This window comes from Peribacillus sp. SIMBA_075 (genome assembly GCF_046534585.1).
In genome coordinates this window covers 41,032-64,148 of record NZ_JAWRYN010000021.1, presented here as the reverse complement: position 1 = coordinate 64,148, position 23,117 = coordinate 41,032, and the positions used below count along the sequence as shown (strand labels likewise).

Here is a 23,117-nt window from a genome sequence, read left to right as displayed (position 1 = left end):
TCTAAAGGAAATTGTTGAAGCCACAAATAACCATCATCACCAATAAATACTGTAAAAGGTGGTAGTTACTTTAATTGTATTCAATACAGTTAAATATCCATTGAACTTTTCTGTATCAAGATAGGAAAGAGTGCATTACCTTTTTATCTCATTTATTTCGAAAAATAATGATGTAACATTATTTGCATTTGCTCTTTATTTTCTGCAAATTGCTTATGTCGATGACCATTTCCTCCAGATGGATGAGGAAACCCTAGAAGTATGTTGTTTGAATCTAAATAATCTTGACCCGATAAATAGTTTAATACCTTGGAAACATTAACGCCTAAAGGAATAATGAGCGGGCGATCGATGGCACCTATTTCGGTAGCAAAGCCTTCCATTATATTTTTTTTAAGCAACTCGGTCTTTAATATGTCCGGAGTTGTTCCGTTGTAATTTTTCCCGTTATAAAAGACAGGATAGGTTAAAACAGAGGTGGTATGAACGATGTGACTAGCTTCTTTAAAAAGGTCCAGAGTGGACGATATGCCTAAGTATATGTGTAACCCAAGCTCATCTAACATTTGAATCAAATTTTTTCTCATCGATCCTTCAAAGCTGGAATTCTTTTTTACTTCGTGTAGGATCCCTTCATCGCTATGTATGTCCTCTAATTTAATTACGGTAGAATACGATTTTTTCATTTGATGTAAACCAGGAGTGATTCCGACAATTACCACTTTGGCCAGTTCATTTACATATTCGAAAGGTGCCTAATAAATTTCGAGTTTTTTCTTTTCATCTCTTTCAAGCAAAAATTGCTCGCTTTGTATCATTTCATCTGTATAGGCAGCAGGTAAAGCATTAATTAAGTCCTTAAAGTGCGTAAAATTAGAAAAATTAGCGATCCCCATAAACTATCTCCTTTTTTCATGAATTTTAATTCATATTATATCTCTCTTTGTTTAACTAACATACCTAACAACACCCTTTAGCAGAGTATTTTTAAAAGCATATTTTTGATGATGTTCAATTATCGTTGTTTTTTCCTTTACGGATGATTTTTCTCAGATTCCATTTATAGGAAAATCTTTGAACTGACAAATGCTAAACGTTCCTCTACAACCTTAATAGTCGTTATGCACCCTGTTAAAAGGATAAGATATGTAAAGTAAAAGAAATAATTAAAAATAGAGCAATAGAGATGCCCGCTTTAATCCAAATTACTTTATTGCTTATTCCAGCTTTTTTTCTAAGTAATTTATGTAACCGGTAGTAAATAAAAAACCAGTATAGGCAATGATGTGTCCTTCAAAATCATCCATTACAACTTGATACTTCAAAGCACCTACACCGATTAGAACTATACCAATAGTTCCAAAAAACATATTTAAATACAAACGATTTCTTAATTTATCCATTTTTTCTCCCCATAAAAATAGTTTAAAAGTTCATTAATTTAACCACCTTCCAATCTTGAACTACCTTTCCTAAAAATTCAAGTAAAACCATTGTGAGTTTAATAATGTTAATAACAGCCACCGTAAAAGAATTTTACGATAAAAGAGCAACTTGCTATGGCGGAAGTCATTTTTCAGATTAGAATTGTTCAATAATTTTTGTTGCTTTTTAGGAGAACTATACCATCTGATAGCAATAATTGTAAAATTCTAGTGTGTGGGCTATCCTTAAATTATCTCAAGGCGCAAAATTAGAGGAGAAAAGTATGAGTTATCTTGGAAAGTACATGAGAATGCCGCCAACCTTTGAAATGCTCCAGAATTTAGAGGAGGTTATTGAAAAAGAAGGTTACTCATTAGGTGATTTAAGCCTTTGTTTACAAGTAGAATTCTCACATTATGAAATGACTCCCTACGATGTCATTCCGTTTGCAAATATTGGTTGTGACGGCATTCATTATGGCTTCCTAACCGATTTTGGAATGGTATCTGATTTGGAGAATGCGTTTATTGTATGTATCAGTCCAATGGATTTTGATGCACCTATAAAAATTGTAGCAAGGAATATAAGGGAGTTTGTTAGCTTAGTTTGTACGATGAAAGATGCCACTACAATTTCTAACATTAATTTAATTAAAGAAGAGGAACAGTATATTAGTTTGTTCAAAGAACTAAAAAAAGAAGTAGATGAGGAAAATGAAGAACAAGCAAACTATGTAGTAGAAAAGATAAGATCCACAATTGGATGCAAAATAATAGAGAATGTATATCATTATGTGGAAAAAGAAGTAATGACAGCAAGAGAGCAACAAACAATATTATCGACTCTTGATGGTATAGGCATAGTATCTTTAGGCAGTATGAATAGGAAACATATCAAATACAAACTTGAAAAAGCTATGGAGATTACCTTGGAAGACGTGAAATCTTTTTTTAATTCAGCAACAACGGAAAGCAAACTGGCTTTCATAAGAGATGCTCAATTTACTTACTTAATTTCAGACAAGATAGAGTTAAAAGAATGGATCATTAATGAAATGGTTAAATTAGGTTTGAATGATGAAGCAGGAAGATTAATGAAAATATAGAATAGATTAAACTTTGAGTTCAAGATAAACAACTAGAGAAACAATTGGTTAAGGTCCTCTTTTTTCACTTCAAATTAAAAACATTAATCTTTAAAAGAACCTTGCAAAAAAAAGATAAATTGCTTTCCAACCAAAGAGTGGAAAAGAATTTATCTTTAAATCGTATTTGGGGATAAAAAAATGTTTGGGTTTACAAATTGAAACTATTGATTGAATCTTCCGCGTTGGCGAAGTAATTCACGATTCAGGTTCGGATCCTTTTCAAATGCGGCGCGGCCGTGAAGCCAGAATATATTGTTGACAACAACTAAATCTCCAACAGGCAGTTCAAGTTCGAGTACACTTTCATCGTTTTCTAATGAATTGGATAAATCGCGCAAGTATTTGGCTTGTTCGATTGATTCAGGATAAACAAATTGATCAATAAAACAAACACCAGGTTTGTTATTATGATTGAAGAAGGTCACTCTTTCAATTTCCTGGTCAATGTTCTTACTTTTTGGAGCTTTATACGTAAATTTATGGCTGGATAATGGATGATTCACATACATATCAAGCTCTTTCCAATCGTCTAGGTGCAATAAACGTGATTCGCCACCGCGTGCATTTTGTTCGATCATCTTCATCATTAGTAACCAATCCGTTGGTTCATCTACAAAGGTGCCATCCGTATGAAGTGTAAATAAACGATAAGCCTGACGTAAATATGAATCGCTGCTATCCGTGTCTTGAACACTAAAACGTGCATAATATTTCCCTGACATGGAATCATGGTTAGGTGTTCCAAGCAAGTATGAAATGGCCGTTGCAAAAATGACATATTCATCTGTATTCTCCGTGACACCTTCCAAGCCAAGGGTGAAGCCGCCGGATTCCCGATCATGAACGATGTTCCTAAGCACTTCACCAAAGTCTTCTCCTACTTGATCCAATAGATATGATGCGACGATGAGTCTTGCGTATGGTGTATATTCCAGATGTTGAACAGACTGATTATCCTTCAATGCCGTTTCTAAAAATGCGGCAATTGCTTCTTTAGAAATTTCAATATGATACAATCGGCTGGTTTGAGGGTGGACTTTCACCTCATATTTTTCTGTTTTCCTTTCAAACTTAACTCTCTTTTTTTCTGCAATGCTCATGAATAATTCCTCCTGTTATTTGTTATATGGATGAAAAAATTAACAGGAAATATAAAAAGCCAGTCGCACATGATCCCCAAATAAAATTGGAGTCCAACTGTACAACTGGCTTATATTCACTTCACTGCTCTATGCAAATAGAGTCACAGCGAATATGCAGTTATGTATGATTTATTTTCCCTGTTTCCAATCATTAAGATCTTTACACGATTCTGAAATGGTATTTTCCAAAAGGTGTTAATGTCATAATATTGGCTTAATTCCATTTAAACGCTTTTCAGTGAAATTGTCAATGGTTTTTACAAATTATTCTGATAAATTATATTACTAACTTGGTAGTTTCGTTTTTTCTCCTGCTTTAATTTGCTTAAAATGGAGATCCAGGTCCTTTAAGGCAGCAATCAATGCATTAGCCGCTTTCCCCCGATAATAAGTTTGAATCGATTCTATCGCGTCATCAACACCATCATTTAGACTGGTCCCTTTTAACAAACGCCCAATGAATTCCTGGCCATGCTCTGTTGCCAATGTACAAGAGGCTTCCAGGACAACCCCATATTTAGCATCGATTTCTGCAGTGATGGTCAATGTTTCAAAGACACTTTTCGCTGCCATTCCTTGAGGTAAACGTGCATGACCTGCAATGAAAATTGTTTTACCATTGAACATGAGGCTTCTTCCTCTCTCTTTAACGAATTTTATTTTGTCAATACAGCTTCCAATAAGTGTGATTGTTCCGGAATCCGGTTAACAACCTCTTTTCCAATTTCAATTGCGGCTGTTGCAGCAGGTGACGGTGCATTACATACATGAATGGTCCGTTTCCCCATTATAATATGAAAATCATCCACCATATTACCATCATCCTGTAACGCCTGGGCCCGCACTCCAGAAGGTGCAGGGATTAAATCATCTTCTTGAATTTCCGGTATTAATTCCTGCAGGCTTTTCGTAAATTGCTTTTTACTAAAAGAGCGGACATACTCATCCATCCCTTCCTTCATGAATTTACTAGCGAGCTTCCAAAAACCTTTATAGCTTAAAACTTCAGTTAAATCTTTCGCATTGAAGTCGGTTTTTTTATAACCTTCCCGCTTGAAACTTAGTACAGCATTTGGTCCAGCATCTACTTCCCCGCTAATCATCCGTGTGAAATGAACCCCTAAAAATGGGAATTTCGGGTTAGGTACCGGATAAATTAAATGATTGACAAGGAAGCGCTTTTCGGGCTTCAGCTTAAAATACTCACCGCGAAACGGGACAATTTTCATATCAGTTTTATACCCCGCAGCTGCTGCGATACGGTCACTGTGCAACCCTGCACAATTAATGACTATCCTTGCCTTTATGGTACCATTGTTCGTTTCGATGATGACATCATCAAAATTCTCGTCAATCTTCTCCACCTTTGTATTCAGCTTGATTTCACCGCCGTTGCCCCGGATGATATCCGCCATCTTTTCACTTACATGACGATAATTGACGATGCCTGCTTGCGGGACGCGTATCGCACCAAGTCCATTGACATGTGGTTCGATTTCCTTTAACTCGTCCACACCGATTCGTTGTATAGCTAGCTCATTTTGCAAACCGCGTGAATATAAATCATCCAAAAGGGGCAACTCTTCTGGCTTTGTTGCAACAATGACCTTTCCGCAAATATCATGTTCAATTCCATGCATCCGGCAGAATTCCGTCATTGATTTGCTTCCTTGACGGGCAAATCGTGCCTTGAAACTGCCTGGTTTATAATAAATTCCTGAATGGATGACGCCGCTGTTATGCCCCGTTTGATGATCTGCAACAACGGCCTCTTTTTCAATGACTACCACTTTAGCATTAGGAAAACGCTGATAAAGTGCCATTCCCGTTGATAAACCTACTATTCCCCCACCAACAATTGCAAAATCATACACAATTAACACTCCTTTTATTGATGATTTTTAGTATTCAGCAACTCCATATACGTAATTAAATTATTCTTAGTTCGTAAAATGTGAAACTCTACTGCTGCCCTTAGTTCTGCAGGATCCCCTCTTAGTGCCGCTTCATATATCATCCGGTGTTCCCTTTGCGTTTCTGGGTAATAATCAATCAGCAAATTCGGCGCAATGGGTGAGATACCGAGTGTCTCTACCATTTTTTGAACCCTTGGCCATGGACACCCTTTGCGGAGGGTTTCATGGAAAGCCGCATTTAAAAGGATATAATGCTCATTGGTTTCATCAGATAACTGAATTCCTTCCATTTCAATCAAAATACCTTTTAATTTTTCCTTATCCTCCTTTGTTAAATAAGGAAGCGATTTTTCCACGGCAAGGCCTTCAAGCAGGGACCTGGTATGATAAATTTCTTCAATATCATCCCGGGTAATAGGTGTGACGACTGCACCTTTATGAGGAACCATTTCCACCAAGCCTTCCATTTGAAGCTGTGTAAGGGCTTCACGAATGGGCATCCTGCTAACTTCCAGGCGATCGGCCCACTCCTCTTGGATGAGTCGCTCCCCCTTTTTCAACGTCCCATTCAAAATCGCATTCCTAAGGCTTTTGGTTACATTTTTAACGATGGTTGATTTATCTCGATCGGAATTAACATTATCCAATTAAGCGTCCACCTTTCAATATTGGATACAATTTTAACTATATCAACTAAATAAAGCGATTACAACATTAAAAATTAAATATATTGTATCCAATTTTAAAAACACTGGATACAATATATTAGGCAAACATCTATTCACATCTAATTATAATTCGTGGCACCTGTTTATATTTAACTCGCAATGTGATAAAAAAAATCGCGGTAAAATCTTATGTGTTACCTTTTATCCCTTTAAATAAAAACCAAAAGCACGAAAAGGAATTTGATCTTCCTTTTTGTGCTTTTTTAGTGTTTATAGAAGAAATCGTCTTAGCTTAATGCCCAACTTGCCATGGACGGCTGACTTGTGGTTTCCTTTTACTTTGTTTTGGCCCTAATTCTTCTTTTGTCATTCTACGAGGCTCCATCCCCCGTTCAATACGGGTGCGTATTTCCTTCGAATTAGAAAACAAATTGGGTGGTTGGTAGACACGGGGAGCCCCTTGATGGCAGCCCGGACATTGCGCTGTTCCTTTATTGCCTGCCATTGACTTAAAGAATAGTGTGAACTCACCGCATTGACTGCATTTAAAGGTGTAACTAGGCAAGGAAAGTCCCCCTTCATCCATCTATTTATTACTTCGGATTAATATCTTTATCAAATATTTGGGTCGGAATGGCCACGGTACAACACGCATTAGGGATGTCGACGATTCCATTTATCCGGCCTTCAATAGGCGCTGTACCTAATATCATATATGCCTGCTCTCCTGTATAACCGAGTGTTTTCAAATATTCGATTGCATTCAGGCAAGCTCGGCGGTAAGCAATATTTGCATCCAAATAATGTTGCTTTCCTGTAAACTCATCTACTGAAATGCCTTCAAACACTAAATAATCGGAATAATTTGGTTCAACCGGACCAGGTTTGAAGACAGGATTGTCTTTAATTTTATATTTCTCCATACCTCCCTTAATCACGTCGACACGAAGATCAATCCATCCCGCCATTTCAATCCCGCCGCAGAATGTAATTTCGCCATCCCCTTGTGAAAAATGGAGGTCACCTACCGAAAGTTTTGCTCCGTCCACAAATACTGGGAAGAAAACTCTTGAACCTTTTGATAAATTTTTAATGTCACAGTTTCCTCCATTTTCCCTTGGAGGCACTGTTCTCGCTCCCTCTTTGACCACCCGATCAAATTCTGCTCCTTTTAACGTGCCTAGCACTGCATGCTCTGCTTGGGGAGAAGTTGCTAGTTCAGGTACACGGTCGGGATCTGTCATCTTCAATTCATTTTCTCGTTTATTCCACTCTTGCAAAAGCTCCATTGAAGGCGCCACACCAATTAATCCAGGGTGGATAAGCCCGGCAAACTTAACACCTGGCACATGCCTTGAAGTCGTATAAATTCCTTCAAAGTCCCAGATAGATTTCGCTGCTTCCGGATAATGTTCTGTTAAAAAACTTCCTCCATTTTCTTTGGCGAAAATTCCATTAAAACCCCATTCAGACTCAGCAAACGCACCGATATCCAAAATATCAACAACTAATAAATCACCCGGTTCCACTCCATTTACATAAACCGGTCCGCTTAATACATGAACTCGCGGCAAAATAACATCCCTAATGTCACGAGGATCGTCATTGTTGCTAATTTGTCCATCCGTCCAATCTTTACACTCCATACGAAACGATTGGCCCAGCTCTACTGAAAAAGCAGCGGGAATATCCGGATGCCAACGATTATGCCCCGGGTGTGCTTGTTGCTCCATCGGTTTACTAAGATCCAGTTTAAACAAAGTTTTAGGCATATTACTCCTCCTTCAATCTATTAATCTATGAGGTTAAACTATGTACGCGTTTTCATAATAGTATTTTTAACAAATATAGTCAAATTATTAATATTATAACAGTTGGGTTTAATGAACTTAATCTTGATGAAGTGATAAAGTAATATTAAGAATCAATAGAACAACTACCTGTTTTTAATATTTAGTTGAGTTGATCGTTTTTACTTAGCTTTTAAAGGTGCACGCTCCATTTTGTTCTTTGTTATTATTCATATGAGATTAGAACAACCTATTGATTCAATAGATAAATAGGTTTATTTTAAAATCCCCCTATTTATTCCCGCTGAGCAAAGGTTAATTTTTTAACTAATAACTTGAAAAATCCTGAATAATATTATAAAAAAGGCATTCCTCAACAGAATGCCTTTTTATAATATTGAATGTCCCCTGAGATTCTTCCTCTAAAATAAGGATTTTCACGAAATTTAGTTTTAAAAGACAGAGCATCCTCTCCTTCTTATACTTTGATAAATATTATTCAACATTGGCGTTGATTGCCAGAGTTCATTAAAAAAAGAAAACCTTTCTTTAGTTGAAGCTTGTCTACAGTCTGGAACCCTATAATCATAGGTTTTTTTATGAATAGTAGAATAAATCAGGAATAGTAGTTACCATAATTATATTATGGTAACTACTTAATGAGGCCTGTTTATTCATTTCTGAGATCAGCTAATTCATTAGTTGTTATCAAGACTTAATGACATGCTTCTTGCTCTGGACCGCAAAGTAAATATGGAGACTAATAAAATGCCCTTCATTCACCAACTTACCAGGTTGTTATCGATAGTCCGCTTGTATACAAAGCCCTTCACTTCCGTACGAAAAACAGCATCCAATTTCAATACTGATCCAAACTCTTGTAATTTCCAAAACTCTCAGTGAGGTTTTTTCCCTTGTTAAATGGAAAAGTGTTTGGATTATCCCCCCCACTCCGCTAGTTGTGGAACGGAGAAGCTCTTCCTCTTTCACCTCTCCGATTAAAGACCAGTCTTCTTTAACCATCCAGTTATATCGAAATAATGTTTGCGCTGGAATACCTCCCTATTATAGGAATGTGGTAACCAATAACAAACTGAGTAAAACTGGTCGGCTATAAATCGGCCCGGTCAGTTAATAATAGAAATCCATTAATGTTTCGTCCATTAAATCTTGTGTAAGACCTATGTAAATCATCGTATCTTTTGGGTTGGAGTGATTTAGGATTTGCTGCAGTAATGCGATATCCTTGAATTTTTGGTAATGCAAATAGCCGAAAGTTTTTCTTAAGGTATGTGTACCTACATCCGGAATGTCTGCCATTTCAGCTGCTTTGTTCAAGACCCGGTAGGCTTGTACCCTAGTGATCGGTCCATTCCCTTTTCGACTTGGAAATAAATATTGTTCATTATTCAGGTTCATTTTCCGGACATACTTCTTTACTTCCTTACGAAGTTGAGGATTGACGATGAACCGTTTAATTTTATCTGTCTTTTGCTCCACAATGACTATATGCGTGCCTTCTAGGATATCTTTCACTCGCAATTGTAAAAGATCCCCTATACGCAAACCGATATTTATCCCAATTGAAAACATCATATAATCCCTGTAGCTGCAATATTTTAATAGTGACTTTTTCATCTTTTCTATGTGATCGAGCCGGCGTATCGGCTGGACATTCTTGATTCTTTGAGAGGTCGCTTGCATGAATGACTCATTCCCCTTTCCCCTTCTTTCATTGTACGTGAACTGGAGAAAAAAAGGCAAGTTTTTTTAATTTCAATACCCTTGTAAACCTTGATTTAACGCGATTTCGAATGTATCAATAGAGGTCCTTTGTTACATTCGGAATATTCTTGCGAAATCACCCAATAAGCCCTTAAAATCTGCCAACGTCCTTTAAACGTCTGTATAGAGCCATATAGCGCTTTTAAGACAGTTTTGATCAATGACTCTATGAACTTAAAAAAACGGCTTTAAAAACTAAATATGAAGCTTGTTTTTTTGTCTTTTTTAATATTTTTGTAAGTTAATGTATACTTTTGAATATTTCTATCATTTAATCATATTGTTCATTTTTATAAAATCAATTTTATTTACCATAACTATGTTATGTAAACAAATCTCTTCAATTATTATTTATTACATTTGATAAAGAGAATCTTATGCATCCTCTTTATCAAATCGCCTCAATTTATTAATGAATATAAAAACTGGCTCCATCAATGATCTCTATATCTTTGTAAACTTGCAGCTGATCCATCAACTGGAAAAGTGCTCCGTCCTTTTGTTTTGCTTCAATCATACAATCCAATTGTGGTAAACTCCCCTTAATTTGTTGCAAAAAATCCATGAAGATTCCTGTATCCACAAAGTCAGCATGTGCTCGAAATTCTTTATCGGACCTTGGACTTGAAATATGCATTTTAGGAGGCAGTTTGGAATTACTCCAGGTATTTAATATTCGGTCCCAATGATCTTTCCAATTTTCACTTGGTAACCGATGTGCGAGGTAATGGTGATAATCAAAAACTATAGGAATCCCCAATTTCTCACATAAGTAAAGTGTTTCCGTCAAAGTAAAAGTAGTATCATCATTCTCTAGAATGACCATTCTTTGAATCGATTCAGGAATCAACCCCCAATTATGAATAAACTGCTCCAAAGCCTGTACATGTTCGCCATAACCGCCGCCAACATGCAGAACACAGCGATGCTCAGGGTTAATCCCCATTTTCTCCAATAAAGTATAATGCATCCTTAATGTTCTTAATGATGTCTTCAGTATATCTATATTTGAACTATTCAAGATGACGTAATGATCTGGGTGGAAATCTATCCTTATTTTTGGATGATTTGTAATAAATGATTTTAATTTGGCAAGTTCCTCCAAAATAGGATCTATGTAATCCCACTCTGGGATTTCTGGATGATTGGCTAAAGGTATGAGTTTAGAAGAAAGTCTAAAGAATTGAATATTATTAGCTTCGTTATGTATCAGTAAACGCCAACAATTATGAAGATTGGAAATCGAAATGCGTTCAAGTTTCCTTATCGCCGCATCTTTGTCCTTAATTTTCGAAAACTGAGCAAAAGTCATCGTTTGCGATGGTGAACAGTTTGGCACATGAGTACTCATGGCTACATAACCTAGGCGGATTAATGTCAAATGGATATCTCCTTTACATTTTTTTGTTTATTGGAAGTATCCCATTAAATCATTAATAAATCCATATGGGAAAAAATCCATCTCTAACAGCAATTATAAAAAATAGATCGCCATACACAAATGCCAGTTATTACTTAAGTAATTCCCCATTCTAGTGTCAATAGGATGATACATTTCAGGTTATCCTGCAAACAGAGATCTCATAAATCTAGTGCTTGTTCAAGATCTGCGACTAATTTTTCTGCTGGTTCCATTCCTACAGAGAGACGAATTAACCCAGGGCTTACATGTTCCTTGATTAGATTGTCAGCATTGTTACCTAAGTTTGGAGACATAATAAGACTCTCGAAAGAACCCCAGGACACGCCAATTTTAAAGATCCTTACTTTGTTTATCACTGTCTTTACTGCTTCATAATTTGCACTTTTAAGTTCGAAAGTCAATAAACCCGAGAAGCCAGTTAGCTGTTGATTATTTATTTCTGTATTACGCGGCGAGCGAAGTCCAGGGTAATTTACCCTTGATACAGCTGGATGGGAAGAAAGGAAACCTGCGATTTGCTTAGCGTTTTCTTGATGTACTTTCATACGTAATGGCAATGTTTTCAATCCCCGCAACAATAGTGAGGCTTCGCGCGGCCCCATCGTTCCACCAAACAATAAATACTCCTTATTAAAAAGATCCTTCATTACTTCACCACTAGTAATTAATGCACCGCCTAACAAGTCACTATGTCCTCCTAAGTATTTAGATGCGGAATGAACTACAATATCAATCCCATAAGTTAAAGGCTTTTGAAAGAGGGGGGTGGCCCATGTATTATCAATGATCGTACGAACACCACAAGACCTTGCCATATCACCAATAACCTTAAGATCGACAAGTTGAAGATTCAAATCTGTCGGATTTTCCAGCTATATTAATTTTGTATTTGGCATGATAGCTCTCTCGATATCTTTCTTTACAGTCGAGTAAACAACTGAATGGTTAATTCCAAACTTCTGCAAATAAGTTAACAGATCCATTGTGGATTTATATATATTACTTATACATAACACATGGTCTCCGGCTTTTACACTGTTGAAAATTGCTGCAGTAATCGCAGCCATTCCTGAAGCAAAACATTTACACTGTTCCCCCTGCTCCAATGCAGCTAATTTTTTTTCGGCGATTTCAACAGTTGGGTTAGTCCCTCGTGTATATACATAATGATTTTGTTGATCATTTTCTGCTTTGACAAACTCTTCATGTGTGGGGTAGACAAATAAAGAATTCCCGAATATTGGAGGAATGATCGCTCCACCAAACAGTTCGGACCCCGTATCAAAGTGCATACAAATTTCTTGTTCACTAAAGAAGTTCTCAGGATTCTGCATGGTTTCCTCCTTCTATTTACCTTATTATGAGTAGTTTTAAGAGTGATTTGATTTCTATAATATAAGCAGTTAATTGTATAGTGGCAATCCGGTTCACTTTAATGGATATTTGTATTTCGGGGTCCATATTAACGGGTATAGGAATGTAGGTAGGTGTGGGCTGCAAATGAACATCTTTTGGCGGTAATGGTTTTACACCTTCAATAAGAATAAAACAACTCTCTCCTGTCTACTCCATATCCGTATATCCATTAAATCTCATCTGGGCTATTAAAGTATGTCCCTATTCTATAAAATTTATCCGTACTTAATTTTATAAAACAGGTTCATGATTCAAACCACTCTATTTTTTTATACACCCATCCACTCGTTCTGAATGTGTTACTTGCACAATTAAAGAACATTTCCTTTCCCCTTTAAAAACTTGACCCTTAAGTCGTTTCTCTGCTCTTTCTTACTACTATCACAAATACTATCTTTAAAATAGAAAATGCTCTGGTGACACAAACCCAGAGCATTTTTTACTATTTTAGATATATATTAACACTTTCTGTTAATGGCTTTTTACACGAACGTTCGTAAAGTGTTTTCTACCTTTTATAATGCATTATAATAATCCATAGAATAATATAGATCTGTTCCTTCATCATTATGATGACTTGCATTTCAGTATGGATTAGATGATGGTTATACCTGTTAGAGAAATCCCCATAACCTTATTGATATTTCACAAAACAACTCCGTTTTTATCTATTAGGGTTAAGGGTCCTGCCTTAACCTTTATCACTTTTTTAATTTCTTCGTTTTTTCATAAGTATTTGATTTTCTGTACTCTCAAACAAACTTTATAACATGGTTGTATTCCATGCAAAGAGATGAAAATCTCTCAACCATTCGTTTACTTCTCAATAAATTCAAGAAAGACATGATCATCAGCTATTAACTCAAGATTATTGGGTATTCGTAAATAAACGACTTGGTCGGTACTGAAAGATGGATTTAAGATCGATTCACCTGTAAATTGTCGTATTGGAAAATCAGCTTTAGTTATTATAAGATTAATATCTTGTTGTTGAGGAAGATTAATGGTAAGGGTATCATCCATTAACTCGAGATGATAAGGCTTCAGTTTTCTAGAAAAATCATAACCGTCTATTATTAATCCATTGCCAAAAACGAAGGCTTCAATCGTGTCATCGTTATTTGTCTTTCTTTCTACAAAAATCTGCGAACCGTCATCGTTACTAGATTTGACCTTTATTGTTTGATTTCGGTAATTACTAAAGTTCCTTTCTTTCATTAAATACTCAGCATCAACCTGGTCGATCTCTCCCTTATTAAGATTCGAATATAAATCACTTAATTCCCGGTCTGTATCCACCACTTTTTCCATTCCTTTCTGACTCATCGAATCATCAATGATGAAAGGGACAAAAGCCGTGCCGAGAAGTAGTACGCCAATATAGATGAAGAGAAGCCAGTGAGTTACTTTGGGAGTTGCAAATTTTCCGGCAAACCTAACCATAAAAATGAAAACACCAAATATAAGAATTAGAATGACTAACGGCAATATTGCTTTCATAACGGTCATCGTCTTACCTCCATTCGATTCAAGATGCTTATAGCAGCTGTAAAAAATACAGCAACCGTTACAACCACCTTAATAATAAATAGAGAAAGCGTCGATTCCATCGTATAAAATGTAAATACGCTTACGAGAAAAGGCTCTTTTTGCATTGAGGCCTCAAGAAATAGTGTTCCAAATAACAAAACAGAAATAAGAATGATAAACAATTTACTTACTTGGACTAGTGTCCCAATAAAGTAGCCAATGGAGGTAACGAAGAAAACATAAAAAATTGTTACACCTATACCCATAACAAGTTCTTGTAGCCCAGCATGAACGCCATAAATCCGCTCATCAAGAAAAATATAAGCTAAGACTTCCAACAAATTCCCAGCCAGAATGGCAGTGATGCTCCCAACGATACTTGACGTTAATAAAAAGAGAATATTCGATAGACTACTACTAAGGCGATTGGTTACGAAAGTAAAATCATGATTTCTGTATGGTTTCGCAGTTATTGTAATCGCTGTAACGAAAGCCCATATCAGTGTGAAACCAATGACTAAATCTGCAGAATAGTATTTTATATTAACATTAATGTTGCTTCCTCCCATTCCAGCTGAGCCAACACCACCAATTGAAAAGAGAAGTGCTAATAACTGGATTCCAATGAGTGAACTAAAAGCATCTATATTTGCTTTTAGCTTAAAAAAGTATTGTTTTTTTATCGTTTTCCTCAAATTAACTTTTGTTAAAGACATCATCAATTCCTCCTTTCGTTTCACTGGTTAAGTAAACACATAAGTCACTTGATTTAACGGGTAAGATTTCCACTCCTACAATTCGAGCTTTATTAAGTAAGGACTCAGAAAAATCATTTTTTATAACCGCATACATCGTATTCACACCTAAGTATTCCCTAAAAAGGATTTCCTTTCCACTCGTTAAATTAAGTACTTCTTCCGTTGTTCCTTTTAATCCGATTGCCCATTCCTTTAACTCAGAGATTGACATTTGGAAATGTTTCTTCCCAGCTTTAATGAGTAGCACTTCTTCCAGTAAATCCTCAATTTCATCCAAGTGATGGCTAGATAGAATAATAGTACGTGGATAAGCAATATAATCCTTAAGCAATGCTCGATAGAAGTCCTTTCTTACTGCCGCATCCATTCCTGTAGTTGGTTCATCAAAAATTGTTAACGGACAACGGGATGCTAAGCCGATAACCATATTAAAGGTACTTGTTTTTCCTTTCGAAAGCCGATTATGATAAGATTTTGGATCAAAAGAAAAATAGTCAAGCAAGCGCTTAGCTAATTTCCCATCCCAATTTGGATAGAAGTTCCCCGCCACTGTTAATATTTCACCAAGTGGTATGGCTGGTGGAAAACTCATTTGGTCGTCCACAAAGATAGAGTTTATAGAGACGTTCAGGCTGTTATATGGTCTTTCAGAAAAAACCTTGACCTGTCCTGACGTTTCTTTGATGAACCCAGCAATAATTTTAAGTAAGGTCGTTTTTCCAACTCCATTTCGACCAATTAATCCCGTTATTTTATTTTCTTCAATTGAAAAAGAGAGCTTATCTAAAATATTTTTCCTTAAATAAGTTTTCGTTAAATCCGTACATTCAATCACCCTCATTGTTCAGCCTCCTGATTATTTGCCACTTTTATCATTTTGATTAATTCTATTTCACTTATTTGTAATTGCTTAGCTTCTATAACCAACTCCCGTACTAATCGCTTCAATGTTTGGTTTTTTCGTTTATAGATGATGATTTCTTTTGCATCACCAGCGACAAACATACCAAGTCCTCGCTTTTTATACAGGATATTTTCGTCCACCAGAAGATTGAGGCCCTTTGCTGCAGTTGCAGGATTGATCGTATACATTTCAGCTAATTGGTATTGTGAGTACACCTTTTCGTCACTTTCAAAATGGCCATTTAAAATTTCCGATTCAATCCAATCTGCAATTTGCACATAAATAGGCTTAGTACTATCCGTATTTAGAATTGTTTCCGCCTCCTTCAGATGTGGTGCATTACTGTTGTAATGTAGTATATATTAACTTGGAATATATTACAATACCTGTTTTTATTTGCATGTTTAGGTTCCAGTTTGTACTTTATTCGGCTCCCTTATATAATTCTACTTGGCATTGGAATAGGGGAAGCATAAAGCAGTTTATTGAAACATCGTAAAAGAAATGTTCGTAGTTAAGATCTTCTGTAATCGGGCACTTTTCCGGAGTAACGATAAAAAGTCCAATTTCTCAATTTTAATGCTGAGAAATTGGACTTTTTTATATTTACTTATAGTACAAAATCACTCCTGAAGTGACACCTCGGGTATTACTATCACTGCCAACGTTATGATAACAGTAGACAACTTCCTTTTTTTGTTAGGTTATAACTGTAGATTTTTTCCACGTTGCCGTCCAGAACAACGTATTTGCCTGACTTTGAACTGAACTGCACCATTTTTTGTTAAGATGTCTGTCTGGTTCTTGAACTACTTCTATGCTAGAAAACACTTATTATTACCTTTCAAATCCTTAAACCTCAGGGGTTGGTGTCGGTTTGGCATATCCACTTTTGTATTTTTCATCCACTTTATTCCGGATATCTTTAATGCTCATACCTTCATTCCAATCTAAAATGGATTGTGCAGCTATTTCTAGGCAAACTCCACATCTTGTCCCGTGGTCATCCCAAACCACTTCCCCATTTTTCTTATTCTCATGGATAAAACAATCGTAATTGTTTTTATGGTTCGCTGATTCCCCGCAACCACAGTAACAAGGTATTTTTTCTAGTAAATCTTTATTTTGAGCAACAGCTAAATAGATCGTCTTCATTTCTTCTGGTTTTTCAGATAAGAAATCCGGTGCTATGTCCTTACTGCCTGTCTCTTCCTGAAGGTCACCGGATACTGTATGTGCTGGGTGTCCTTCATGACTGCTTTCTTTTTGAACAACACTTTCTCCTTCACTCGAACAGCCTGAAAGTAATAAAGAACAACAGATCCCAAAAGTCATGGTCATTAATTTAGTCTTCATTTATACACTCCTTGAATATTTTTGATACTTCCATTTTATGTTATGGGATGCACTTTCTACAAGATAATTCACAAAAGGTACATAAATCTCCTTTAATTGATATGATAAGGGTCTTCGTATCATGATAAGGACTCATAAAAATAATAAAAAGGTTTTCAATTTATTTGCTTCTGTTTATTTTCTGCTACTTGGATCTTTACAGGCTTGGATGTTTCCTTTTTTTCAGGTTTTTCAGGAAGAATCGACACTTGAAAACAGATCAATCCGTTTTCCCCTGGACAATCATCCACGGATATATCCAATGTTGGCTCGTCTTGGACCATGATTTTTTGTTGGTTGATATTTTTGGCCGTAAGGCCGGCTTTTTGGGAAACAAGAAAAAACTCACAAGTGGCTAGAGAAATGAACATCGCGTTACCTAGAGAATTATCCCATCAAGAACAAGCTGAGTTAATTCGTGGGTATGTGCAAAAAGAATTCGTCGATCAAGGCATGATTGCCGATGTAGCGATTCACCGAGACGAAAAATCCTCATGCGCATGTCATGTTGACCACTCGCGAAATTTCCAAAGAAGGATTCACCGTTAAAAATCGGGACTGGAACAAATAAGAGTTGCTGCAGCAATGGCGTGAACAGTGGGCAGAACATGCGAATCAATCCTTAGAACGAGAAGGCATTCAAGACCGTATCTCCCATGAATCCCATGCAAAACGAAACCTGATTATTTTTCCAGCGGTCCATCTTGGCCACGTTGCCCATGAAATGGAGATGCGCGGGGTCCAAACGGACCGAGGAACGATCAATCGTGATCGCCAAGAATACAATCGTCTTGTTGTGGATCTTCAAACATACCGGGAAGAAAAGAAAGCCCTGGAACAAGAAAAAGCACGAAAACAAGAACTACGGCAACAATCCGAACGCTTCAACACACCTGCAGAACGTGCTCATTTAAAAGAAGCTTCTAAGCTTTTGAACATAGATCGTGAACCTACCTTGAAAGAAATCTTTGTAAAACGTAAAGAGCTCGATCAGTGGGAGAATCAAGTGAATAAGGATGACCAACAGATTCGATGGAAAGATGAAACCATCAGAAGCGCTTCAGAAACCTACCGTTGGATTCAACTATTTGAAAATCAACGCCAGCAAGCACAGCAACATTTGGAAACAATCAATTGGATGAATCCCTTTAAATTAAAGGAAAATCGAATGACAAAGGAACAATCCGAACTAGAAATTTTCAAGGCGGAAGACCAAATAACATTACGTGATAAAAAGCTACATAGCTACCGTAAAAAGCTTGGCTTCCATACCGAAAAAGAATTTCACCAGGTGCAAAGTCAACATCACACAGAGTATCCTGGACTCCTGGAAAAAATCGACAGACGCGTGGACAAATCAATCGTGAAAGAGACGTCTTAAAAAAGGCTGAGACTGCCTATCAGAATGCTTTTGAGCGTCAAGTGACTTCATTAAAATATCCTGAACGTCCTGAAATGCTCCATATAAGTCTTGAAACGGCTAAAAAGCTTATGGAAATTAATAAAGCAAACGGAAATAAAGTGGTACCAATTGAGACTATCCAGAAAACGCTACATAACCGTAAAGAAGAAATTCAAAGGCTCCCATGGTGAATTGGATCGTGTGAATCAGCACCGGTCACGGTTACACCGAGCTGAAGGCTATTTGAAAAAATATGAAAAACATCATGCCGTTGTTGAAAAAATCGAGAACAATCCTTTCTCCAAAGGGAAATTGCTTGTTTCAAAATCAGCTAAACAAGAATATGAACAGGCTATTTCTACACGGGAAAACTCCCAAGATTCGATGAAGAAAGAAGGCGTTTCTGGAAGAAAGGACCTTGAAAAACAGTTCCATACTTTAGGGGAAATGAAAGCTAGAGTTCCTGCATTTAAAGATCAGATTCGCTCACAAGAAAAGGGCCTCGGCCTATTAGAGGGAATTATGAATGGCGTTGAACAGGCAGGAAGGGACATGCAATTAGAACAAAGTCTTCACCAGCAACAGGTTAAGGGCAAAGGTAAAGATAAATCAAGACAGCCCTATCAAGGCATGGACAGGGAATAGAAAAGGGTTCTTATCTAATTCTAGATAAGAACCCTTTTCTATTTCATCATTATCGAACTTACGAGTTGATTTTACTTGCTGATTAAAGCCTTTTCTAAATCTTACATAAAAATATTAAAAGGGAGTGATAATCTGGTGTCAAATAAAATAGCTGATTTTATTTTATACTAATACACTATAAAATTAGGTCTTGTTTTTTTTCTTATTATTTAACAATATTATTAATCCAATTATTGCTATAAATAAAATTAATATATCTATATTGTAGACAGAAAATAAATTTTGATCTGCATTTAAAACAGAATATATCCTTATTACAAATCCTAAACAAATAGAAATAAATACAATCCATAAAGTATTAGAGGATTTCTTCTTTTTTACCATAATTCCCTTGACCTCCTATATTCTTTTATATAGTGTTAGAATATACCGAATATTCAGATAAAGCAAAGGGGTGTTATTTTGAGTAAAATGAAAAAGTCTTTATTTTCAATAGTAACAGTAGGATTATTAGTAGTTTCTAGTGTTCCTAACACATTTGCAGAGGAGTCAAAAAAAGAAGTAACTCCTTCTACAACAGCAGTAAACCCAATTGTGGAAGTCAATTTATTTAGTGAAGAAATACAACCAAAAGCTAGAATTATTGAAATGAGCAAACCTATTGCATATCAAGCTAAACTATCAAATGCAGAATTAGGAAAAATGGTAAAGGCTTATCAAAAGGGATCCACATGGTTAAATATCGTAAGTACTATTGTATTTGCTGGTGGTCCAACTGCTCCAGCTGGAGTAGCAACTGCGGTAGCTTCTGCACTTGCAGGAAGTCCTGATAGTTTGATTGCAGCATATAATTCAGGAAAGCATGCTTACCATGTATCAGTTTACACTAGTGGTGTGAAACCAAGTTTATCAAAAATAACTTATATGTATTACACTAATGAAAACCTCTCGTTTAGAGATCCGAGTTAAAAAGTCTACGAGCTATATAAAAACAGTGGTTCAGTTTCCGAACCACTGTTTTTATATTTAAGGAGGAGCTTCTATTTTGAGAAGCCCCCCTTGACCTAACTGTGGAACAGTGTCCACATGATACACATGAGGATTCATTGATTATCCAAAATGACACGTGGGCGTTTTGCTTCAATCAAGTCAATGTTTCAGTGGCCTGTCAGCTTGGCATGCTTCAACACTACGGCCGCAAAGGATGCATTGATACGGATTATATCGATAGAATAGTTCCTAAACTAGGATGATAACATGAAGCTTACTGTTAGCATTTGTAATATCGTTCGATTACCGTCCAGCCTGGCCTCGGCACCTTTGATTTTTATATGTATTTTATCTGAGAAAAATAATCGCTCCCTTATAAAAAATGTTATAATCCAGTTTATAATTTTCTACCCCGACATTTTTTTCTCAAACGTGAGAGTACATAATGGAGGATTTAATTCCGCCAATAGATTTCATATCAAATAATGATCTAAAACGAAGTGAGAAACAGCATTCTCTCACTTCGACTTTAGTTCAATTGATTACAAGTTTATTTTCAATACAAACGAACTTAAAGCGGCAACGGTTGCCTGACTCCCTTTAATCCTTTCTATACCTCCCAGGCCCGCCTGCTGTCCATTCACTAAAACGGACCATTCTCCTTCATGGGGAAGTGTAATGCTTATCGCGTCCCAATTTGCGTTATGAATCACTGCAAGTTTGTAATCCTTATGTTTTAGAGTGAAGGCAACTGCATTTGGTGGAGCATCGATGAATTGTAAATGCTCCTCAATTTCTTCCGGTGTGCTTAACCTAAATACAGAATGGTTTTTCCTGAGCGAAATCAGCCCTTTCATATACTCCACTTCGCTATCTAACTCCGCTCTTCTTTTCCAATCCAACCTATTAATCCAATCAGAAGATTGATAGCTATTTTCATCCCCACCCTTTGTACGCATAAATTCTTGTCCAGCATGGATCATTGGAATTCCTTGTGCCAGTAAGACAATTGCTGAAGCCAGTTTATGCATCTGTTTACGTGTTTGTTCTGTCGCATCAGGATTAGTGATGAGAAGCTTATCCCATAAAGTATAATTATCATGTGCTTCAACATAATTGATCACTTGATCTGGTTTTTTGTATGTGGCGATATTTTCATCATATTTCAAACCGCCAGCGATGCCCTTTTTTATAATATCTTCCATACCTGGTTTGCCATTAATGAACCCTTTATCATGTTCATTCATCACAAAGCCTTTTAAACCATCGCGGATAGCATCATTAAAATGAGCGATGCCAGGCATTTTAAAAGCATTCTTTTGATTTGCTTTCTGCTCTTGGGCCAAGGGGGTGTTCATATCCCAGCCTTCGCCCAAAACAATAAGGGTCGGATCAATTTCTGCCAGCGCCTTTTTCACTTCATTCATCGTTTCCACATCATGGATTCCCATTAAATCGAAACGAAAACCATCAAGGTTAAATTCTTTCGCCCAATAGGTTACGGATTCAACGATGAATTTCCGCATCATTTTATGTTCAGACGCGGTATCATTTCCTACACCAGTACCATTTGATAAGGTACCGTCACCGTTATACCGAAAAAAGTAGGTAGGAACCAGTTTATTAAAATTTGAATCATCCACGGAATAAACGTGATTATATACAACATCCATGATTACTCGTAATTCGTGATCATGTAAGCCTTGGATCATTTCCTTTAACTCCCGGATCCTGACCTTTGGTTGATACGGGTCAGTCGAATAAGAGCCCTCGGGAGCGTTATAATTTTTCGGATCATATCCCCAGTTATATTGTGGTTCATTCAATTTCATTTCATTGACAGTAGCAAAATCGAATATGGGGATAAATTGCACATGGGTTACACCTAAATCTTTTATATGATCAAGACCCGTTTTCACATCCTTTGGACCTTTGGTTCCGGTTTCAATTACTCCTAAGAATTTACCTTTATGTTGGATTCCACTTTCAGGATGAATCGACAAATCCCGTGTATGCAATTCATAAATGATAACGTCCTCAGCTTTGTCGAGCGGTGGTTTATCCCGTGTCCACTTTTCAGGGTCCGTGTCCGTTAAATCTATTACGACTCCCTTATTACCATTTACCGTGACTGCACGAACATAGGGATCTACGGCTTCACTCCAGACTTCTCCCACTTTCACTTTATATGTATAAATCAATTCATCCTGATCACCCGTAAGTTCAATGGTCCAGGTTCCCTTTTCCGAACGATCCATCTGAATTTCCATTCCACCTGAATCATCCCAATGTTTATAAGTAACTAGTTTAGCTTCAGATGCAAGAGGTGCCCATAACCGGAATGCCGTTTTATCCTTTTGATAGGAGTTCCCCAAATCTTTTCCGTCATAGTAATAAAATTCATCTAGTTCTGCCGGGTTCACTGGATTAATATTTGCAACCGGAAGGGATTCCGACTGGTTTTCGGTTTTTATGTCCACGGGTTTTCGAATATTGGTATTTTCCTCTTCAAAAGAAGAAAGCGAATCTTTAATAGGTCATTCCTCCATTGAAATTCCCATATTAGAACAGGAATTTTTTATTTAAAATCAAGGGTGAATCTTATCGTAAGCTATTATTCCGCAGATATTACCCTTCAAAACATCCTCACTGCAGATTATATTGAAGATTCAGAACTCAATAAGCGGATTTTACAGTTCAAATTACCAAATGCTCCATGTGATTCAAGTTCCGGACTGGACCTTTGCTATCCTTTTGAATGGACATTATAAAAAGTAAAAC

Annotated in this window: 19 protein-coding genes and 5 pseudogenes; 4 read left to right on the top strand and 20 right to left on the bottom strand. The window is 36.7% G+C overall.

The annotated features are described in order from the left end of the window. Positions 1-152: 152 nt before the first annotated feature. The 3 genes and pseudogenes from SB775_RS16065 to SB775_RS16055 form a co-directional block, all read right to left on the bottom strand. Positions 153-737: pseudogene (locus SB775_RS16065) on the bottom strand (hypothetical protein); the annotation flags it as partial. 18 nt (positions 738-755) lie between these two features. Further along, positions 756-896 (bottom strand): hypothetical protein, encoded by a 141-nt coding sequence (locus SB775_RS16060; protein WP_410862173.1) that lies wholly within the window; start codon positions 894-896, stop codon positions 756-758. Between the two features lie 321 nt (positions 897-1,217). Continuing rightward, a complete protein-coding gene (locus SB775_RS16055; protein WP_410862172.1) occupies positions 1,218-1,403 on the bottom strand; it encodes a hypothetical protein in 186 nt (61 codons plus the stop codon). Between the two features lie 305 nt (positions 1,404-1,708). Between SB775_RS16055 and SB775_RS16050 the strand changes: the two genes are divergently transcribed. Beyond that, positions 1,709-2,530 carry a hypothetical protein gene (locus SB775_RS16050; protein WP_410862171.1) on the top strand — a complete coding sequence of 274 codons (822 nt, stop codon included), beginning with the start codon at positions 1,709-1,711 and terminating at the stop codon, positions 2,528-2,530. Positions 2,531-2,733: 203 nt separating this feature from the next. Here SB775_RS16050 and glaH read toward each other — a convergent pair whose 3' ends face one another. The 15 genes and pseudogenes from glaH to SB775_RS15975 form a co-directional block, all read right to left on the bottom strand. Beyond that, positions 2,734-3,672, bottom strand: coding sequence for a glutarate dioxygenase GlaH (gene glaH, locus SB775_RS16045; RefSeq protein ID WP_410862170.1), 939 nt, complete (start codon positions 3,670-3,672; stop codon positions 2,734-2,736). Between the two features lie 327 nt (positions 3,673-3,999). Further along, on the bottom strand, positions 4,000-4,341 hold the full coding sequence (locus tag SB775_RS16040; RefSeq protein ID WP_410862169.1) for a DUF3870 domain-containing protein: 342 nt from the start codon (positions 4,339-4,341) through the stop codon (positions 4,000-4,002). A 29-nt stretch (positions 4,342-4,370) separates the two neighbouring features. Beyond that, positions 4,371-5,588 carry an L-2-hydroxyglutarate oxidase gene (gene lhgO / locus SB775_RS16035; protein ID WP_410862168.1) on the bottom strand — a complete coding sequence of 406 codons (1,218 nt, stop codon included), beginning with the start codon at positions 5,586-5,588 and terminating at the stop codon, positions 4,371-4,373. Between the two features lie 14 nt (positions 5,589-5,602). Then, complete coding sequence (locus tag SB775_RS16030) at positions 5,603-6,277, bottom strand: GntR family transcriptional regulator (protein WP_061463259.1); 675 nt, start codon at positions 6,275-6,277, stop codon at positions 5,603-5,605. 313 nt (positions 6,278-6,590) lie between these two features. Continuing rightward, a complete protein-coding gene (locus SB775_RS16025) occupies positions 6,591-6,863 on the bottom strand; it encodes a zinc ribbon domain-containing protein (RefSeq protein WP_410862167.1) in 273 nt (90 codons plus the stop codon). A gap of 28 nt (positions 6,864-6,891) precedes the next feature. Then, complete coding sequence (gene fmdA / locus SB775_RS16020) at positions 6,892-8,070, bottom strand: formamidase (protein WP_089362275.1); 1,179 nt, start codon at positions 8,068-8,070, stop codon at positions 6,892-6,894. A gap of 1,149 nt (positions 8,071-9,219) precedes the next feature. Further along, complete coding sequence (locus SB775_RS16015; RefSeq protein ID WP_250211804.1) at positions 9,220-9,792, bottom strand: site-specific integrase; 573 nt, start codon at positions 9,790-9,792, stop codon at positions 9,220-9,222. A 490-nt stretch (positions 9,793-10,282) separates the two neighbouring features. Next, positions 10,283-11,254, bottom strand: a complete 972-nt coding sequence (gene uvsE, locus SB775_RS16010) for a UV DNA damage repair endonuclease UvsE (RefSeq protein ID WP_410862166.1) — start codon at positions 11,252-11,254, stop codon at positions 10,283-10,285. 200 nt (positions 11,255-11,454) lie between these two features. Then, positions 11,455-12,588: pseudogene (locus tag SB775_RS16005) on the bottom strand (trans-sulfuration enzyme family protein). Positions 12,589-13,528: 940 nt separating this feature from the next. Next, positions 13,529-14,221 carry a hypothetical protein gene (locus SB775_RS16000; RefSeq protein WP_410862165.1) on the bottom strand — a complete coding sequence of 231 codons (693 nt, stop codon included), beginning with the start codon at positions 14,219-14,221 and terminating at the stop codon, positions 13,529-13,531. Beyond that, on the bottom strand, positions 14,218-14,958 hold the full coding sequence (locus SB775_RS15995; RefSeq protein WP_410862164.1) for a hypothetical protein: 741 nt from the start codon (positions 14,956-14,958) through the stop codon (positions 14,218-14,220). Before SB775_RS15995 ends, SB775_RS16000 begins: the two co-directional genes overlap by 4 nt. Beyond that, on the bottom strand, positions 14,939-15,841 hold the full coding sequence (locus tag SB775_RS15990) for an ATP-binding cassette domain-containing protein (protein ID WP_410862163.1): 903 nt from the start codon (positions 15,839-15,841) through the stop codon (positions 14,939-14,941). The genes SB775_RS15995 and SB775_RS15990 overlap by 20 nt, the downstream gene beginning before the upstream one ends. Beyond that, complete coding sequence (locus SB775_RS15985; RefSeq protein WP_410862162.1) at positions 15,838-16,182, bottom strand: GntR family transcriptional regulator; 345 nt, start codon at positions 16,180-16,182, stop codon at positions 15,838-15,840. Before SB775_RS15985 ends, SB775_RS15990 begins: the two co-directional genes overlap by 4 nt. 574 nt (positions 16,183-16,756) lie before the next feature. Continuing rightward, positions 16,757-17,260, bottom strand: coding sequence for a PCYCGC motif-containing (lipo)protein (locus tag SB775_RS15980; protein WP_061463270.1), 504 nt, complete (start codon positions 17,258-17,260; stop codon positions 16,757-16,759). Between the two features lie 155 nt (positions 17,261-17,415). After that, positions 17,416-17,670 carry a hypothetical protein gene (locus SB775_RS15975; RefSeq protein ID WP_410862190.1) on the bottom strand — a complete coding sequence of 85 codons (255 nt, stop codon included), beginning with the start codon at positions 17,668-17,670 and terminating at the stop codon, positions 17,416-17,418. Between SB775_RS15975 and SB775_RS15970 the strand changes: the two are divergent. The 3 genes and pseudogenes from SB775_RS15970 to SB775_RS15960 all read left to right on the top strand — a co-directional run bounded on the left by SB775_RS15970 (position 17,582) and on the right by SB775_RS15960 (position 20,315). Continuing rightward, positions 17,582-18,680: pseudogene (locus SB775_RS15970) on the top strand (MobA/MobL family protein). The gene SB775_RS15975 and the pseudogene SB775_RS15970 overlap by 89 nt on opposite strands. Before the next feature lie 150 nt (positions 18,681-18,830). Continuing rightward, the gene (locus tag SB775_RS15965) at positions 18,831-19,346 is read left to right on the top strand and encodes a hypothetical protein (protein ID WP_410862161.1); all 516 of its coding nucleotides are present in this window, start codon (positions 18,831-18,833) and stop codon (positions 19,344-19,346) included. A 462-nt stretch (positions 19,347-19,808) separates the two neighbouring features. Continuing rightward, complete coding sequence (locus SB775_RS15960) at positions 19,809-20,315, top strand: hypothetical protein (RefSeq protein ID WP_410862160.1); 507 nt, start codon at positions 19,809-19,811, stop codon at positions 20,313-20,315. Between the two features lie 97 nt (positions 20,316-20,412). On the opposite strand, the pseudogene SB775_RS15955 reads toward SB775_RS15960, so the two are convergent. Together SB775_RS15955 and pulA are read right to left on the bottom strand one after the other, a co-directional pair. After that, positions 20,413-20,579, bottom strand: a pseudogene (locus SB775_RS15955) (hypothetical protein); the annotation flags it as partial. 299 nt (positions 20,580-20,878) lie between these two features. Further along, a pseudogene (gene pulA, locus SB775_RS15950) lies at positions 20,879-22,870 on the bottom strand (type I pullulanase); the annotation flags it as partial. Positions 22,871-23,117 lie beyond the last annotated feature (247 nt).